The organism is Ruegeria sp. YTSC003 (assembly GCF_059609785.1).
Map to the genome: position 1 here is coordinate 191313 of NZ_JBXWMK010000001.1, position 17467 is coordinate 208779.

Genomic DNA, 17467 nt, shown 5'->3' on the forward strand with positions numbered 1-17467 from the left:
GTCTTTCCCCTTAGTAAGCCACGGAGCGCCCTTATAAAAGTGGGATCGCGACGGATTGAACACAGGAAAGCGGCAGAATTACCTCAGGCCTGCAAAAGGGCTCGGGCCGCAGCGCGGGCCTCGTCCGTTATTGTGTCACCTGCGACCATACGGGCGATTTCATCCACGCGGTCGGGTTCGGCCAGCGGCACAACGGTCGACAGGGTATGCCCGTCGGTGACGTGTTTTTGAACCCGCCAGTGATGCGCCGCGCGGGCCGCCACCTGCGGAGAGTGGGTCACAACCAGCACCTGACCGCCATGCGCTAACGACGCAAGGCGCCGCCCGACAGCATCAGCTGTCGCGCCGCCGACACCTCGGTCGATTTCGTCGAAAATCATCGTGCGCGCGCTGTCATCACCGGCCAGACAGACCTTGAGCGCCAAAAGAAAACGACTGAGTTCACCGCCTGAGGCGATCTTGTTCAGCGGTCCCGAAGGCGCGCCGGGGTTGGTGGCAACCGTGAACGCCACAGCGTCAATCCCCTCGGGGCCCGGGTCTGCCACCGTGATTTCGGTTTGGAACACAGCGCGTTCCATCTTCAACGGGGCGAGTTCGGTCATCACGGCGGCATCGAGTTGCCCGGCGGCCTTTTGCCGCGCAGCACTCAGTTTGGCCGCTGCGTCGTCATAAGCCGCCTGTGCCGCGTCTACCGCCGCCCTCTGATCGGCCAGATCCGCATCGCCCGCGTCAAGCCGGTTCAGGCGGTCGCGCAAAGTGTCGGCGAAGGTGCCCAGATCATCTGGCACGACGTCATGTTTACGAGCCAGCGCACGAATAGCGAACAAGCGTTCTTCGGCCTGCTCCAACTCAGACGGGTTAAAGTCCAGTTTCTGCAGGCAGGCATCGACACCATCCTGCGCCTCACCCAACTCGATCAAGGCGCGTCCCAATGCGGCGATCGGCTCTTCCAATTGGCCGCCCGCACTATCCGACACCCCTTCGAGCCAGCGCACGGCGTCAGCCATCGCCCCCTCGGCCCCGTCCCCACCCAGCAGAGCGAAGGCACGGGCAACGTCATCGCGGATACGCTCGGCCCCCTGCATCATGCGACGACGGGCGTCGAGCTCGGCGTCCTCGCCCGGCTGCGGGTCCAGCTGATCCAGTTCGGATACCGAATGCCGCAAGAATTCCTCTTCTGCACGCATGGCTGCTAGGGCCGATTCCGTCTGCGCAAGAGCTTTGCGCGCACGTGACATCTCGGACCATGCTGACCGCACCTTTACTAGATAGGATTCTGCTCCGGCGTAATCATCCAGCATTGCCCGGTGACCTCGCGGGTTCAACAGGCCGCGATCATCGTGTTGGCCATGCAGTTCGATCAGGGTCTCGGACAATGCCCGCAGCACCTCGCCCGAACAACGACGATCATTGACCCACGCGGTCTTACGCCCCTCGGCCGTATTCACCCGCCGCAGGATCAGCTCTTCTCCGTCGGGCAGGCCCGCTTCGGCCAGAATTGCATGTGCGGCGTGATCTTCGTTCAATTCGAACTCGGCCACGACTTCACCCTGAGCGGCGCCCTGACGGACCAGTTCTGCCCGACCACGCCAGCCCAGAACAAATCCCAGCGAATCCAGAAGAATCGACTTGCCCGCACCGGTTTCACCGGTCAACGCATTCAGGCCCGGCTGAAACGTCAGTTCCAGCCGATCGATGATCAGCATGTCACGGATATCGAGGGCGCGCAGCATCGGGTCTTAGCGTCCCACCCCATTGGCCATGGCGATTACAACCACTCACCTTTGACAGTCTGACGGTAGATCGTGCTGAGCCAGTTGTTGCCACGGCTCTTGAGATCCAATCCGCGTGACGTCAGCAGCGAATAGCCCGCATCGTACCATTCGGACGACTGATAGTTGTACCCCAGAATGGCCCCCGCCGACTGTGCCTCATCCACAAGACCCAGTGCCAGATAGGCTTCAATCAAGCGGTACAGAGCTTCGGCGGTGTGAGATGTGGTCTGGAAGTCTTCAACCACCACACGGAACCGGTTGATGGCTGCAGTATAATGGTCCTGGCGCAGATAATAGCGTCCAATTTCCATCTCTTTGCCAGCCAGGTGGTCAAAGGCCAGATCGAATTTCAGCACCGCAGAGGTCGCGTATTCGCTATCCGGGTAGACCTCGATCACGGTGCGCAGCGATTGCAACGCCTGAAAAGTCAGGCCCTGATCGCGCCCGACCTCGTCAATCTGGTCATAATAGCTGAGCGCCAGAAGATATTGGGCATAAGCCGCATCTTCGTCCGTCGGGTAAAAGTCGATGTACCGTTGTGCGGCGCCTCGGCTTTCTTCGTAGTTTTTGTCCGAGTGGTATGAGAATGCCTGCATGATCAGCGCACGCTTGGCCCAATCGGAATACGGATACAGACGTTCAACTTCTGAAAAATACCACGCCGCATCATCCGAACGATTCTGCGACAGCTCATATTCGCCGCGCGTGAATATCTGTTCAGGAGTGAACCCTTCCAGGTTCTGATTGCGGTCTGCGCCTTTTCCAGCGCATGCCGTCAAAACTGCTGTCAGAAGAATCGCGCTTGCGAACCTGACTGCCGCTTTGGTGCCAACCATTCCGCCTATCCTTGTCGTATTACTTGACGGGGTTAAGCCCCGATTTAGGCCAAGGTCTAGCACATAAAATTCCGGTGCAAAACGCCTTATGCGCCCGTTCGCAGAATTGTCGGAAGAGTTGATCCAATCAAGCGACTTCCGGGATTTCGTCCCGGACCAGGCCCTGCCCCGGAAGGCGGGCTGCCTGTTCAGGCGTGCACAGGATCGGACGGACCGCACCCGGCGTCTCGAACAGCTTGCGCAGCAGAGTATTGGTCATTGAATGGCCGGATTTGTCACCGGTAAAGTGACCAAAGATCGGACCGCCTGCCAAATACAGGTCACCAAGGGCATCCAGCATCTTGTGGCGCACGGCCTCGTCCGCGCGGCGGAAACCACCCGGCGTAAGGACTTCGTCACCCTGAACAACGACGGCATTTTCCAGCGTGCCGCCCAAAGCCAGCCCGTTTTCGCGCATCGCCTCAACATCAGTACGGCGGCAGAACGTCCGGCAGTCACACAGCTCACGTGCGAACGAACCGTTGCGCATATCCAAGGTCTTGGTCTGGTTGCCAATGGCACCGTCTTCGAAGTCGATATGAAAGTCGATGATCAGACCGTTTGCAGGCGCAATCGAAGCGCTAGCACCTTCGCGCACAGCGGTCACCGGCTTAAGAACCTCATAGGCCAGAACCGGGCTGGCTTGGCGACGCACGCCCTTCGCCATGATACCGCGAACGAAATCAATCGAAGACCCATCCATGATCGGAACTTCGGGACCATCAATCTCGATCAGCGCGTTATGTATTCCGCAACCGGCCAACGCGGCCATGATGTGCTCGACCGTGGACACAGACACACCCGCGTCGTTGATCAGGCGGGTGCACAGCGGGGTGCGCTCGACCACATCATAGATCGCAGGGACAAGGGCATTGCCCAGCTCAATATCCGTCCGTTTGAACCAGATGCCGTGACCGGCGGCTGCCGGTTTCAGGACCATCGTCGCAGGCTTACCGCTATGCAGTCCGACGCCTGTAAACGTGACCGGAGATTTGAGCGTATGTTGCAAGGTGAACCTCGAAGAGTGGTGTCCGGCCTCGGTTGGCCGTGTTGGACACTCAGTTAAGGAAGGCGGCGTCAAGGCTCAACTCACTCTTTGCAACCGAATGAAACATGTATGTGACAGATCGGCAAATCCCTGCTTACACTTCCTCAAACATTTGTAAAACAAAAGAAAAGGGCCGCCCTTTGGCGACCCTTTGCATTCACTTTGTTACCGCGATCAGTTGGCCTGACGCCGCAAAAAGGCGGGAATTTCGATCCGGTCCTGTTCGGGGTCGACCTCATCCCTTGCAGGTGCCGTAGCGTCAGATTGGCGCATAACGGGCTGCTGGCGGGGTGGTTGCGCCGGAGTATCTGCTGCGTGGCCGGTCATCCGGTCGATCAGGCGGTTAAAGCCAAACCGGGGACGATCATGCGCTTCTTCCTGCGGCACAGCGGTCGGCTGCGGGGTCGCGGGGCGGACCATCGAAGGGCTCCGCTCGGACGGCGGAACGTTCTGGACCGCGGCCTGCAAGCGCTGCAGTGCTTCGGGCGACGGTGTTCCCGCTGCCGGTTGAGGCTGCGGTGCGACGTAGTTTTCGGACGCAGGCTCAACCGGTTCGGGGGTCGGCTCGAATTCGGCAACGCGCGGCTGATAGGCCGGCGGTGGCAAACCATCATCATCCTGTTCGACACGAGACTGGAATTGTGGCTGTGCAGGCTCTGTCGGTGCTTCAAACAGCGAGGGTTCGCGGTTCATCTCTTGCTGAGGTGCTTGCTCAGCGACTTCTGCAGCAACCGGGGCCTCTTCCTGCACCGACTCTTCTGCTGAAACGGTGCGGGTCAGCGGTGCCGACATTGAACGGCGCGCGACAGGGATATCTTCCTGCTTTTCACTGGCATCGATACCGGTTGCGACAACCGATACACGCATGCCGCCTTCCATCACAGTATCCAGGGTCGAACCGACGATGATGTTGGCCTCGGGATCTACTTCTTCGCGGATGCGGTTGGCGGCTTCGTCCAGTTCGAACAGGGTCAGGTCGTGCGAGCCGGTGATGTTGATCAGAACGCCCTTGGCACCTTTCAGGCTGATTTCGTCCAATAGCGGGTTGGCGATCGCCTTCTCGGCGGCCTGAACCGCGCGATCTTCGCCGGTGGCCTCACCGGTTCCCATCATCGCTTTGCCCATCTCGTCCATCACGGCGCGAACATCTGCAAAATCGAGGTTGATCAGGCCCGGACGGACCATCAGATCGGTCACGCCTTTTACGCCCTGATAGAGAACATCGTCCGCCATCGAGAACGCCTCGGTAAAGGTGGTCTTTTCGTTGGCCAGACGGAATAGGTTCTGGTTCGGGATGATGATCAGAGTGTCGACGACCTTTTGCAGCATCTCAACGCCGTCTTCGGCCTGACGCATCCGCTTGGCGCCTTCAAACTGGAAGGGCTTGGTCACAACACCAACAGTCAGAACACCCAATTCCCGCGCGGCCTGCGCGATGATCGGAGCGGCGCCGGTGCCAGTACCGCCACCCATGCCGGCGGTGATAAAGCACATATGCGCGCCGGCCAGGTGATCAACGATCTGCTCAATGCTTTCTTCGGCTGCTGCCGCACCCACGGTCGGACGGGCCCCTGCCCCCAGACCTTCGGTGACTTTCACGCCCAGTTGAACCCGTGCCGAAGACTGGCTTTGTTGCAGTGCCTGCGCATCGGTGTTGGCGACCACAAAATCGACGCCGTCCAGCTGTTTCTCAATCATGTTGTTGACAGCGTTGCCGCCTGCACCACCAACGCCAAATACTGTGATCCGAGGCTTCAGTTCGTCGTGCCCGGGCATCGAAAGATTCAATGTCATGCTCTGTCCGCCTGTTTTTTTGTTCCCGCCAAAGCGGTGTTTTTCTTACCTATCCACTAACAATCCTACCGTTTGAAACAGCAAACGTCACGCCAAAAATCGCGTAATTCCACAAAATATGGAGGAATTAAGGCGCTGACCGGCAGTATTTCGCAAATACCGCCAGATGTTGTGTAAAGATCTCAATGTAGCACAAAACAGGCGATTTTCACGCGGCACTCAACCGACGCATCACCAAAGGGACTCATAAACTGTCAGACTGCGGAAAACTGCTCAGGTCCTGCCGCGGGCCTCTGTTGGGCCTTGTGGATATCTTGCGGGATAAACGAGTCAGCTGCAACCCATTTCTTTAGCTGATCGGGGCACTTGGACAATTCAAACCGTCCTCGGTGATGCTGCGCACCTCTTGGATTTCGCTGTCTGCAAAAGTGGCCAGTCGCACCATCAACTTGCCCTTATATTCGAAAGGCCACCAGCAGACCGGGATACCATCCGGGTCATCATCATAAAGAAAGCAGATTTGACCATCAGGCGTGGTGATCTGACCATAAACGCACCCGCGCCCCACCATGCGCCAGACCGACAGCACGGGGCTGAGAAACTCTTCAGTTCCTACTAGCTCGCCCGTTGAAAAGTCGTGGAACGTGACAGTCTTGCCCTTAACTGCATCCAAAAACGCCTCAGGTGTGATCCGGGTTTGCGCCTGAGTGGTCAGCGGTACCAGGGCCAGCAGCGCTGCGACACCCAGCTTACCAATTGTCACGGAACCAACGCACGGCCCGCTTGAACGGGCGCGCGGCATAGGTGTCGACCGGGATTTCAAAATCCCACCATTCGTCCTGCGGATGCGCCGCAAACAGGCTAAGCCCCACTGCAGATGAGAACCCCGGCCCGGTCGCCGATTGAGGCAGGCCATGCACACGCAGCGGCCGGCCAAGACGGACACGCTGCCCAAGGATGCGGGTAGCCAGTCCGTCCAGCCCCATGATTTGGCTGCCGCCGCCGGTCAGGACGATCTGCTGGCTCGGCATATGCTCGAACCCGGCGGCATCCAGACGAACACGCACCTCTTCAAGGATCTCTTCAACACGGGGACGCATGATCCCGATCAGTTCAGCTCGGCTGACCGTGCGGCGATCATGTTCCCAATCGCCAGTATCCCCGCCGATGTCGATCAGGTCCCGATCATCCGCGCCAGTTGCGTGAACGCCGCCGTTAAAGGTTTTGATCCGCTCGGCGACCGATGCGGGAATGCCCAACCCCATCGAAATGTCCGAGGTCACATGATCACCACCCATGCGCACGCAGTCGGCATAGATCATGTGCTTTTTCATGAAGATCGACACGCTGGTCGTTCCGCCGCCCATGTCGATACAGGCGGCACCCAGCTCTTGTTCATCCTCGACCAGCGCGGAAACACCGGACACATAGGCCGAGTTCGCAATTCCGGCCAATTCCAGATCGCAGCGTTTGATACAGCGTACGATGTTCTGGATCGCGGTCGCGTCGACGGTCAGCATGTGCATGTCGACGGCAAGGCTCTGCCCCATTTGGCCGCGCGGGTCGATCAGTCCCGAGCGGTTGTCCAAAGCGAAGTTGACCGGTTGGGCATGCAATACCTCACGCCCTGCCCCGTAGTCCGGCACATCACAGGCGTTCAGGACACGCCCAACTTCGGCCTCTGTCACGACCTGACCCTCAAGATCGACCTGTGCATCCAACCCGTAAGAGCGTGGATTCGCACCCGAGAAACTCGCGATCACGTGATCGACCCGGATATCAGCCATCTTTTGCGCCGCTTGCAACGCGGTCCGGATCGCCCGTTCCGTTTCCTGCATGGCGGTGACTTCGCCGAACTGTACACCCCGCGACCGAGTGGTTGCAGCACCGATCACACGAAAGCCGGTCTGCCCGGCCATCGACCCGATGGTGTTGTCCTCGCTCAGGCGGCCGGTCCCGTCAAAGCGCAGTACAAGACAGGCAATCTTGGAGCTGCCAACATCGAGAATGGCGACAACACCGCGTTGCATGGCTTGTCTGCGCATCTGCCGCATGGCGCGCTGGGACTGATAAAGATCGGTCATCATGGTCGTTACTGCTCGCTACCCACTGTCACTTTTGTATTCCACCAGTCTTCGCTGGCAGCTTTGGTCATTCTTATTGTCGGACGTTGCCCAAGGCGCATGTCGACCACCGCGACGTCGCGTTCCAAAAGGTCCTGCACCTCATTCACGGCCAGAACGCGTTCCAACGCGCGTACGGGGCGTTCGGTTGGCAACATGATGCGCTGGCCGCGGTCCATAACCAGGTCCCAGCGACGTTCACCAATCCGGACCAGCCCGCGCACACGACCGCCGAGGCTGCGGGCGGTTGTCAGCAATTCAAGCGCCTCACCTACGTGACCGTCTGCACCTTTGCCCGCGATCAGAGGTAAATTAGAGTGATCCTTGCGCGACGCGATGCGTTCCACATGCGCGCCGGTCTCATCCAGCAATTCGATCCCACGGCGCGTACGCCAGACGATGACGGGCTGACGCTCGACAACATCCACCTGCAGAATGCCGCCCGGGCGCACCCGTACCGTGGCGGATTTGACCGGATTCAGCCCGGTAATCGTGTCGCGGATTTGCTCAACATCCAGATCCCATGAGCTGACAGGGAAATCCAGCGGTACGACCTCACGAATATCCTCGGACAGGTTGGTCCCTGCCCCGTCAATGGCCATCAGATTGACCATGAACTCTGGCCGTTGCTGGATCGAAGTCTTGATGTCGATGACATAGGCCACTACCGCATCGCGACGCTCTTGCGAACCGAAATAGATGCCAACTGCGGCGCAAACGGCAAACACCGGCAGGCCAATCTTTAGGCTGCGCCGAACGCCCCGCGTCAGCATCCAGCGCTGCAGGCGGTAGCTGAGACGAGACGGGGCCGGGTCGAGGCGATCGCCCTTGCCACCAAACATACCACGCAGCCGCAATTTGGGTTCGACTCCGGTATGTGCGCCGGATTCGAAATCAGCATCGGGACCGGTCAGTTGTTTGGGCCGGTGAACCACAGGCGCTCGGGTGGCTCTTAGCGGTCGCATGATGCGTCCTCCACCATCCAGGCGCATAGCTGCCCGAAACTCATCCCCAGATGTGCGGCCTGTTCAGGCACCAGGGACGTCGGCGTCATGCCGGGCTGAGTGTTGGTCTCGAGAAGGAAAAGCCCATCGGCACCCATACTGTCATCCCAGCGGAAATCCGTACGGCTTACGCCCTTGCATCCCAGCGCAGAATGAGCGCGCAATGCGTAGTCCATGCACAGGGCAAAAATTTCGGTCGGTACGTCAGCGGGCAAAACATGCCACGATCCGCCGGGCTTGTACTTGGCGTCATAATCGTACCAACCGCCATCGGTCATGATCTCGGTAACCGTTACGGCCTTGTCGTTCATCACCGTTACAGTCAACTCGCGTCCGGCAATGTATTTCTCGACCATAACCTGATCGGGCATTTCATGCGACAGCTGCGGAGGGCCATTAGACCCTTCATGCACGATGTAGATCCCAACGCTGGAGCCTTCGTTGTTGGGCTTGGCCACGTAAGGAGGCTCCATCACATGAACCTTAACTACCTCAATCTTTGGTACGATCACGCTGGCAACAACGGGTAGGCCTTCGGCCTCAAACACTTCTTTGCTGCGCTGCTTGTCCATCGCCAGCGCCGAGGCCAGAACACCAGAGTGCGTGTACGGAATGCGCATCCATTCCAGCAGACCCTGAACGCAGCCATCCTCACCCCAGCGGCCATGCAGGGCGTTGAACACAACGTCTGGTTTGATTTCCAAAAGGCGCGCATAGAGGTCAGGACCTGCGTCCAGCTCAACTACTTCAAAGCCTTCTCCCACAAGGGCGGCCGCGCATTCGCGCCCAGAGCTGAGAGACACCTCGCGTTCCTTCGAGGGTCCACCCATCAATACCGCCACTTTGGGGTTTGTCCTGCTCGACATACCCAACGTGCGCCTCAATGTCCCCGGACCTTATGTGGTGGTCCGTACTGCGTTTATCTCCTTGATCCGTCGCCTTAATTTGCCTGTTATGGTCTGACGGTCAGGGCTTTATTCTGTCAACGGATCACCGACCCGCATGATTTCCCACTCTAGCGTGATGCCGCTTGTTTCGTAAACCTTTTTTCGCACCTCTTCGCCCAGACCTTCGAGGTCCGCGGCAGAGGCATCACCGGTATTGATCAGGAAATTCGAGTGCTTTTCGCTCATCTGTGCTCCGCCGCGCGTCGCGCCGCGCATGCCCGCATCGTCAATGACCTTCCATGCCTTAAGGTCGTGTACATCATCCGCCCGCCCGGTCGAAGAAAACCCTGCCGGGTTGCGGAAGGTTGACCCGGCGCAACGGTCTTTGGTCGGCTGGGTTTCGTCGCGTTTTTGCAACTGCGCGGACATCCGGGCGTACAGCTCTTCCGGATCGCCGGATGGACCTTCGAAAGTGGCCGAGATTAGTACCGCGCCTTCGGGCAGATCGGACTGGCGATAACGAAAATTCAGGTCTTCCGGAGTCAGTTCCACAAGCTCTCCCTGCCGGGTGACAATGGTCGCCTTGCGCAGCACGTCTGCCGTGTAGCTGCCATAACACCCTGCGTTCATCCGCACCGCACCGCCGATTGAGCCCGGGATGGTGCGCAAAAAGGTCAGGTCCACACCCTCATCCGCCACCTTGCGCGCCACATGCGCATCCAACGCGGCAGCTCCGGCGGTGACGATGTTTCCCTCAACCGAGATAGCATTGAACCCCCGCCCCAATCGGATCACAACTGCGCGCAAGCCGCCATCGCGAACGATCAGGTTTGACCCGACGCCCATGGGAAAGACCGAGACGTCGCCGGACAGATCACGGAGAAAATCCTGCAAATCCTCGGTGTCAGCAGGTTGAAACAAATAGTCAGCCGGGCCGCCAACACGCAGCCAAGTCAAGTCATTAAGAGCCCGTTTTTTCGAGAGTTTGCCGCGTGGCTTGGGAAGCAATTGATCCATGGTGCTCTGGTAATCTGCTTGAACGGTTTTGTCACCCAATTGCTTAGAATTGTTCTTCCACCGCGCCAGAACGCGGTGCAGTCCCCCGGTGACAAACCCAACGCATAAGGCGGCAATCAACGGAATGGAGACCGCAAGCACGTAGATCACAATCCAAGCGTCTATCGTTGCGGTTTGTTTATCGATAGATACTGGCTCGAAATGTATACGGGTAACAAAGCCGTAAAGTCCCGACGCGATCAAAAACAAAATCAAAATGAGTGGGCCGCGAAGTTTGCCTGCTTTCGTACGTAGATGCGAATACATCGCGACCATAACAGAAACTAAGGTAAGCCCGCAGAGAAACGCGAATATTCTGGGGTCCAATTCTATTCTCCGACCATACGCCGCACCCACCGCCCCAGATAGATCACAGGCCAACGCAGTACCGACATACCCGCCGCCAGAACGATCAGCCCGATCCACGGGCCGTTCTGCAAAGTGACGTAACCCAGTATTGGAATCCCCACAGCGATCAGGACATAAGCGCGGGTCCAATGGTTGTCCTTGCTGGGGATCATCGCCAGCACATTTGCGGCGATCCCCCACAGAGCGGCAAGGGCGATCGACCAGTTCACTCCTCGACCTCCTGCCCGGTCCAGCGGCGCCAGTAATAGCGAATGGGATTGCGGAACATGGATGCAAAGGCGGCGAAAGCCAGCACCGAGAAAAACCAGCCAAAGTCATGGCCCAGCCAGACGATCAGCGCAGGTGCAGAAATGAACAGCACAATGCCCGGCGGAAATTGCAGGCGCATTGGCAGCATGGCGACGATCGTTGAGGCCAAAACCCACAAGCCAGCAAAAAGCACTGAATATACCAACTGCCCCTCCGAGGACGATCATTGCTGCAACTGCAAAATCACACTTTAAAGTTGCAGTGCTAGAGAGTCCATTCCATCAAACGGCTTGTTTTTGTCGCAGCCTTTCAGGCAACCCATTGGCCCAGGCGCTAATTGTACCGGCGCCAAGGCAAACAACCATGTCACCGGGACGGGCCTGTTCACGAACAAGGCGCTCCAGATCGTTTTCGTTCAGCAATGCACGCGCGTGGCGGTGACCGTGACGGATCAGGCCTTGCACCAGATCATCTCGGCTGGCTCCTTCGATCGGGTCCTCTCCGGCAGAGAAAACATCGGCGATGGCGACAACGTCCGCGTCATTGAAGCAGGTGCAGAAATCGTCAAACAGATTGGACAGGCGCGAGTACCGGTGCGGTTGGTGCACGGCGATCACGCGCCCATCGGTGGCCTGGCGCGCAGCTTTAAGAACGGCTGCAATCTCTACCGGATGGTGGCCGTAATCGTCGATAATGGTGACGCCATCGACCTCGCCGACCTTAGTGAAGCGGCGGTTGACGCCGCCAAAATTAGCCAGCGCATCACGGATTTCCGAGGCCTTCATACCCAGATGGCGGGCGACGGCCACTGCAGACAGCGCGTTTGAGACATTGTGGTCGCCGGGCATCGGCAATGTGCAGCCCTCGATCATCTTATCTTCGTACTGAAGGTGGATGTCGAAATGCGCCACGCCGCCCCTGTAGGTCAGGTTCAACGCACGAACATCAGCCTGCGCATTGAACCCATAGGTCCGGACCCGGCGGTCGGTGATACGTCCAACCAACGTCTGCACCTCTGCATGGTCCGTGCAGCACACAGCCAGACCGTAGAATGGCAGGTTCGAGACGAACTCGTAGAACCCGTCGCGCAGTTGGTCGAAGTCACCCCAATGCTCCATATGCTCGGGGTCGATATTCGTAACAATGGCAATGGTCGCGGGCAGTCGGTTGAACGAACCGTCGGATTCGTCGGCCTCGACCACCATCCATTCACCCTGCCCCATCCGTGCGTTCGAACCGTAGGCATGGATGATGCCGCCATTGATGACGGTCGGATCGAAATCGCCGGCCACCATCAGCTCGGCCATCATGGTGGTCGTGGTGGTCTTGCCGTGGGTTCCGGCAATGGCGATGTTGGATTTCAGGCGCATCAGCTCGGCCAGCATGTCGGCGCGACGAACAACCGGCAGGCCTTGCGCCCGGGCGCCGTCCAGCTCGGGGTTGCCAGGCTTGATCGCGGTCGACACCACAACAACGGCCGCGTTTTCAAGGTTTTCGGCACGCTGGCCGACAAATATCTCAGCCCCAAGGCTCGCCAGACGATCAGTGATCTTGGACGCCTTCAGGTCGGACCCCTGCACGCGGTAACCGAGGTTCAGCAAAACCTCGGCAATGCCCGACATCCCAATTCCGCCGATCCCCACAAAGTGAATCGACCCTACGTCTTGCGGCAGTTTGGTTGCAGGATTCATGTGGTCTCCTTCTGCGCCAGTTGTTCGACAAGGGCCGTCAGACGTTCAGTTGCGTCGGGGGCACCGGTCGAGAGGGCGGCATGGGCCATCTTTTGGGCGGCTTCGGGGTTGGTAAGAACGGCGGTGACTTGCTCTGTCAGCGCGGGAACGTCAAGTGCGTTTTCCGGGATCATAATCGCGCCGCCTGCCTGAACCAATCCTCGCGCGTTCGCAGTTTGATGGTCGCCTGCGGCTGCGGCGAACGGGATCAGGATCGATGGACGTCCGATGACCGAGATATCCGCCACGCTGGATGCGCCGGACCGGCTGATGACAAGTTGTGCATCCGACATGCGACGCGGAACGTCGTCAAAGAAAGGTTTGACCTCGGCCCGGATACCATGTTCGGCATAGAACGCCGTAACACGTTCCCCATCCTCGTCGCGGGCCTGATGTGCAACACGGATATGGCTGCGCAAGTCGTCAGGCAAGGCAGCAATCGCGCCAGGGACAATATCGCTGAGAATGCGCGCACCCTGACTGCCGCCCATAACCAGAATAGACATAGGATAGTCGCCCGGTGGGATGTAACCTGCGGCCTCGCGCTCAAGCACGGCGGCGCGGACCGGGTTTCCGGTGTGGATTCCATTGGCCCCTTCGGGCAGATCGGTTGGCCAGACACCACAGGCGACGTTGGCAACACGCGTGGCAAACAATTGGTTCACGCGCCCCAGAACCCCATTCTGTTCGTGGATCATGCGCGGAACTTTCAGCATCGTCGCGGCCCCCAAAGCCGGGATCGACGGGTATCCGCCAAAGCCCACGACAACGTCCGGTTTGTCCCGCATCATCTGGAACGCCATGCTGCTGACGCCGCCCGCAATCCTGGGGCCGACCAATGCCTTAGCGGCCAGCCCGCCGCGCGCGAAAGTGGCAGAGGCGACCTCGACAATCTCAACCGTTTGCGGAAAGGCGCCTGTGTAGCGCGCGCCTCGCTCATCCGTGGACAGGCGCACGCGCCAGCCTTTATTCAGCATCGCTTCGGCCAGCGCCTGCGCCGGGAACATATGGCCCCCGGTGCCGCCAGCCGCAATCAACAGGTAAGGTTTCCCCATTATCCTCTTCCGCGCAGAATATCGCCAAGTTCGCCCTGTGGGCGGCTTCTGGTGAAGGCCAGCAGCATGCCAACAGCGATGCCACCTGCAATCAGCGACGACCCACCATAGCTGACAAAGGGCAGCGTCATGCCCTTGGCGGGCAGCAGGCGCACGGCCACACCCATGTTGATCATGGCCTGAACGCCAAACATGCAGGCCAGACCGGTCCCGGCCAGGCGGATGAACATATCGCGCTCGCGCATCAGCCGAAGCAGTGAGCGTACAACGATCAGTGAATACAGCGCGATGATGATCAGCACCAGGATCAGCCCGTATTCCTCGGCCGCAACGGCGATGATGAAATCCGTATGGGCATCGGGCAAGGACCATTTCACCTGCCCCTCACCCACGCCGACACCGAACAGACCGCCTTCGCGGATGGCGTTCGTGGCATAGCCAAGCTGGGTGGTCGGGTCGACCTCCTGGTTCAGGAAGCCATCAATACGGCGGGCAAAGTGTTCCGAATTCGAATAGGCGAACATACCCCCCAGGACAACGACGCCCGCCATGCCAACCAGCAGCAGCATCGGCGCGCCGGCCACAAAGTACATCACACCCCATCCAAACAGGATCAGGCAGGCCTGACCGAAGTCAGGTTGCAAAACCAGCATCGCCACAATTGCAATGCACAACGCAAATGACCACAACCGACCCGGAGGGCCGTTGATCTGTTGCGACGCAGCCAGCAGCCACGCGGCCACGACGACAAATCCGGGTTTCAGAAATTCCGACGGCTGCAAAGATGCAAAGCCCAGCGAGTACCAGCGCACTGCCCCTTTTCCGAAATCCGTTCCGAAGACGGGCAGAAAGGCCAGCGCCACAAACGAGGCAAGGAACCCAAGTACTGCCAAACGGCGCACCAGTGTCGGCGACATCATCGACGTCAGCAGCATCGCAATCAGCGCCAGTCCGCCGAACAGTGCCTGCCGTTCGACATAGTGGAACGGATCAAACCCGTTGCGCCCTGCCAGCGGTGGTGATGAGGCCAGCCCCAGCAACAATCCGATGACAAACAGGATCAGAACGCAGGACATCGTCCAGCGATCAATTGTCCGCCACCATTTCGGAAGAATCGGTTCTCCGCGCTGGTCCTGGACCGCGCCATACACCATCTCAGTCATGAGATACCGCCACTATCTGCCTCGTTAACGTCCCGTTTTTCAGGATCTGACTGAGAGTCTACAGGCATTTTTGCGTTTGGGCTAGCGGAATGACACGGCAACAGGGGAAATTGACACCTTCAAGCCGGTGATCCGACCCGGGCTTTCCCTTCCAAGATGTACGGATCACCTAGGTTACAAGATCGTAGTGCTTTATCGTTCTGGATTCGACCAACTCGGCCTCTGCCGGATCGATATGTGGACTTTGGTAATCGTCACCAACAAAAGCTACTAATGCGTCCAGGCTGCTCCAAATCATAACAAAACTGAACTCACGCGGTGAATCCGAACGCGGAGCACCCGGCAGGACCTGAACAATGCCTTCGGTGCTTTGCATCAAAGGGATCGCAGTCTCGTGGAAGAACTTTGAAAATTCCGCCTCTTTGCCCGGTCGAACTGTGACTTGGAAAATGCGCATGATCATTGAACCGCCCTCCTGTGCTGTGCATCAAGATGAGTTTTCTTTCCGCGAGCATTCTAACACATGATATCGCGGCCAAATTCGCAAAGGCCTCAGCGACCGCTTTAAATCCCTTTCCCAGAACTGGCAAAAAGGACAAGGACTCACCACCAAACAGACTTACACGACTTGTGTTTTCGTCTAGCCCTTGCCTTCCCAATTAATCCAAGCCATGCGCAGCACATGACTTATGACACGATCATCCTTGGTGCCGGTGCAGCCGGTATGATGTGCGCCGCCTATTGCGGCGGGCGCGTTTTGGTGATCGACCACGCCAAAGCTGCCGGAGAGAAAATCCGCATCTCAGGAGGTGGGCGCTGCAACTTCACCAATATGTACGCGGGACCGGGAAATTTCCTGTCGCAGAATCCGCATTTCTGCAAATCCGCGCTGGCGCGGTACACGCAGTGGGATTTCATTGATCTGGTCGACCGACACGGCATCGCGTGGCATGAGAAAACGCTGGGGCAACTGTTCTGCGACGGATCGTCAAAACAGATCATTCAGATGTTGCTGGATGAGATCGAGCGTGCCGGGGCCGAATTGTGGATTCGGACCGACGTAAAAGACCTGCGCAAGACCGATGGCGGATTTGCTGTGGACCTCGAACGTGAAGGGCAGCGGCTTAGCCTAAGCTGCACCAACCTCGTGCTGGCTACTGGCGGCAAGTCGATCCCCAAGATGGGCGCGACCGGGCTGGCCTATGAGATTGCGCGCCAGTTCGGATTAACGATAACCGAAACGCGGGCCGCGCTCGTGCCGTTTACGTTTTCGGATGGTAAATTCAAGGACCTGTCTGGCGTATCCCTACCCGCGCGGCTGTCGAATGACCGGACCAGCTTTGACGAGGCTCTGCTGTTCACCCATCGCGGGCTTAGTGGACCATCGGTTCTGCAGTTGTCTTCCTATTGGCGCGAAGGCGAGGCGGTCCGCGTAAACCTGATCCCGGATCTGCCGCTGTTAGATTTGCTGCGGGATCAGCGGCAAAGCGGCGGACGCAAGGCGCTGACCACGGAACTCGCGCGCCACCTGCCCGGGCGTCTGGTCGAGTACCTGAGCCATCATATCCCCATGCCAGGCAATCTGGCCGATCAGTCGGACACCGCGCTGTCCGAACTGATCGCAGCACTGTCCGACTGGCAGCTCACCCCCTCGGGCACCGAAGGGTATCGTACAGCCGAGGTGACGCTGGGCGGGATCGACACTGATAGCCTGTCGTCAAAAACGATGGAGGCCAGGGATGTCCCTGGCCTCTATGCGATTGGCGAAGCGGTGGATGTCACCGGTTGGCTGGGCGGCTACAACTTCCAATGGGCGTGGTCCTCGGGCCACGCCGCAGGAATTGCAATCGCCGGGCAGAGTTAGCCGACGACGTTGTAGCCACGTCCGCGCATGCAGTTGCGCACGATAACTTCTTTGTTCTGGTTTTTGTTAATCACGTCTGCGCCGGCGCCAACAAGCGCACCGGCAACTGCCGCACGGCCCAGATTGTCGCTGCTGTCCTGAACAATCCCGGTTACAGCCGCCGCACCTGCCGCGCCTATCGCTGCGTTTCCTGCGGTAGAGCCATCAACGCTGGCTTGTGATGCCGCCAGTTGTTGGCACTGCTGAAGGTCTACGTTGTAGTTCGGGCCGATCGGGCCGTCGACGATTGGTTGATAATTGGCACCTGTGTTGGTGCAGGCACCGGCAACGAGAATGGCAGGCAGGATCAGAGAAAACTTACGAAATGGCATAGTCATAACCTCGTGTTGAATTTGCAGGCAAGCAAAACCAATAATGATGGCGCGTCAAGCTGATAGCATCGCAGCTTGGCCCAACCGGCGGTCTATTGCAAATG

The 17467-nt window shown here is 58.7% G+C and carries 17 protein-coding genes; 1 reads left to right on the forward strand and 16 read right to left on the reverse strand.

The window, feature by feature from the left end; all coding sequences use genetic code 11:
* Window positions 1-83: 83 nt before the first annotated feature.
* The 15 genes from recN to AC2FFH_RS01030 all read right to left on the reverse strand — a co-directional run bounded on the left by recN (window position 84) and on the right by AC2FFH_RS01030 (window position 15591).
* Window positions 84-1733, reverse strand: coding sequence for a DNA repair protein RecN (recN, locus tag AC2FFH_RS00960; protein WP_496724416.1), 1650 nt, complete (start codon window positions 1731-1733; stop codon window positions 84-86).
* A 35-nt stretch (window positions 1734-1768) separates the two neighbouring features.
* On the reverse strand, window positions 1769-2611 hold the full coding sequence (locus AC2FFH_RS00965) for an outer membrane protein assembly factor BamD (RefSeq protein ID WP_496724414.1): 843 nt from the start codon (window positions 2609-2611) through the stop codon (window positions 1769-1771).
* Window positions 2612-2738: 127 nt separating this feature from the next.
* The gene (gene lpxC / locus AC2FFH_RS00970) at window positions 2739-3659 is read right to left on the reverse strand and encodes a UDP-3-O-acyl-N-acetylglucosamine deacetylase (RefSeq protein ID WP_496724412.1); all 921 of its coding nucleotides are present in this window, start codon (window positions 3657-3659) and stop codon (window positions 2739-2741) included.
* A 213-nt stretch (window positions 3660-3872) separates the two neighbouring features.
* Window positions 3873-5492: a cell division protein FtsZ gene (ftsZ, locus tag AC2FFH_RS00975; RefSeq protein ID WP_496843539.1), complete on the reverse strand. Its 1620-nt coding sequence runs from the start codon at window positions 5490-5492 to the stop codon at window positions 3873-3875.
* Between the two features lie 349 nt (window positions 5493-5841).
* Window positions 5842-6255, reverse strand: a complete 414-nt coding sequence (locus tag AC2FFH_RS00980; protein ID WP_496843540.1) for a hypothetical protein — start codon at window positions 6253-6255, stop codon at window positions 5842-5844.
* A complete protein-coding gene (gene ftsA / locus AC2FFH_RS00985) occupies window positions 6242-7576 on the reverse strand; it encodes a cell division protein FtsA (protein ID WP_058279582.1) in 1335 nt (444 codons plus the stop codon). The genes AC2FFH_RS00980 and ftsA overlap by 14 nt, the downstream gene beginning before the upstream one ends.
* Window positions 7577-7584: 8 nt before the next feature.
* Window positions 7585-8580 (reverse strand): cell division protein FtsQ/DivIB, encoded by a 996-nt coding sequence (locus tag AC2FFH_RS00990; RefSeq protein ID WP_496767966.1) that lies wholly within the window; start codon window positions 8578-8580, stop codon window positions 7585-7587.
* Window positions 8568-9491, reverse strand: a complete 924-nt coding sequence (locus AC2FFH_RS00995; RefSeq protein ID WP_496734171.1) for a D-alanine--D-alanine ligase — start codon at window positions 9489-9491, stop codon at window positions 8568-8570. The genes AC2FFH_RS00990 and AC2FFH_RS00995 overlap by 13 nt, the downstream gene beginning before the upstream one ends.
* 102 nt (window positions 9492-9593) lie before the next feature.
* Window positions 9594-10523 carry a UDP-N-acetylmuramate dehydrogenase gene (gene murB / locus AC2FFH_RS01000; protein WP_496843541.1) on the reverse strand — a complete coding sequence of 310 codons (930 nt, stop codon included), beginning with the start codon at window positions 10521-10523 and terminating at the stop codon, window positions 9594-9596.
* Window positions 10524-10891: 368 nt separating this feature from the next.
* On the reverse strand, window positions 10892-11140 hold the full coding sequence (locus AC2FFH_RS01005) for a DUF2484 family protein (RefSeq protein WP_496724400.1): 249 nt from the start codon (window positions 11138-11140) through the stop codon (window positions 10892-10894).
* Entirely contained in the window at window positions 11137-11385 is a 249-nt protein-coding gene (locus AC2FFH_RS01010) for a DUF2484 family protein (RefSeq protein ID WP_496843542.1), read from the reverse strand. The genes AC2FFH_RS01005 and AC2FFH_RS01010 overlap by 4 nt, the downstream gene beginning before the upstream one ends.
* A 76-nt stretch (window positions 11386-11461) precedes the next feature.
* Entirely contained in the window at window positions 11462-12871 is a 1410-nt protein-coding gene (gene murC / locus AC2FFH_RS01015; RefSeq protein ID WP_496724396.1) for a UDP-N-acetylmuramate--L-alanine ligase, read from the reverse strand.
* Complete coding sequence (locus AC2FFH_RS01020) at window positions 12868-13965, reverse strand: UDP-N-acetylglucosamine--N-acetylmuramyl-(pentapeptide) pyrophosphoryl-undecaprenol N-acetylglucosamine transferase (protein ID WP_496843543.1); 1098 nt, start codon at window positions 13963-13965, stop codon at window positions 12868-12870. Before AC2FFH_RS01020 ends, murC begins: the two co-directional genes overlap by 4 nt.
* Window positions 13965-15128 (reverse strand): putative lipid II flippase FtsW, encoded by a 1164-nt coding sequence (gene ftsW / locus AC2FFH_RS01025; protein WP_058279575.1) that lies wholly within the window; start codon window positions 15126-15128, stop codon window positions 13965-13967. The genes AC2FFH_RS01020 and ftsW overlap by 1 nt, the downstream gene beginning before the upstream one ends.
* A gap of 169 nt (window positions 15129-15297) precedes the next feature.
* Complete coding sequence (locus AC2FFH_RS01030) at window positions 15298-15591, reverse strand: antibiotic biosynthesis monooxygenase family protein (RefSeq protein ID WP_496767962.1); 294 nt, start codon at window positions 15589-15591, stop codon at window positions 15298-15300.
* A gap of 219 nt (window positions 15592-15810) precedes the next feature.
* Between AC2FFH_RS01030 and AC2FFH_RS01035 the strand changes: the two genes are divergently transcribed.
* Entirely contained in the window at window positions 15811-16992 is a 1182-nt protein-coding gene (locus AC2FFH_RS01035) for a BaiN/RdsA family NAD(P)/FAD-dependent oxidoreductase (protein WP_496767960.1), read from the forward strand.
* Here AC2FFH_RS01035 and AC2FFH_RS01040 read toward each other — a convergent pair.
* Complete coding sequence (locus tag AC2FFH_RS01040; protein WP_058274332.1) at window positions 16989-17369, reverse strand: glycine zipper family protein; 381 nt, start codon at window positions 17367-17369, stop codon at window positions 16989-16991. The two genes, AC2FFH_RS01035 and AC2FFH_RS01040, sit on opposite strands and share 4 nt — an antisense overlap.
* Between the last annotated feature and the right edge of the window lie 98 nt (window positions 17370-17467).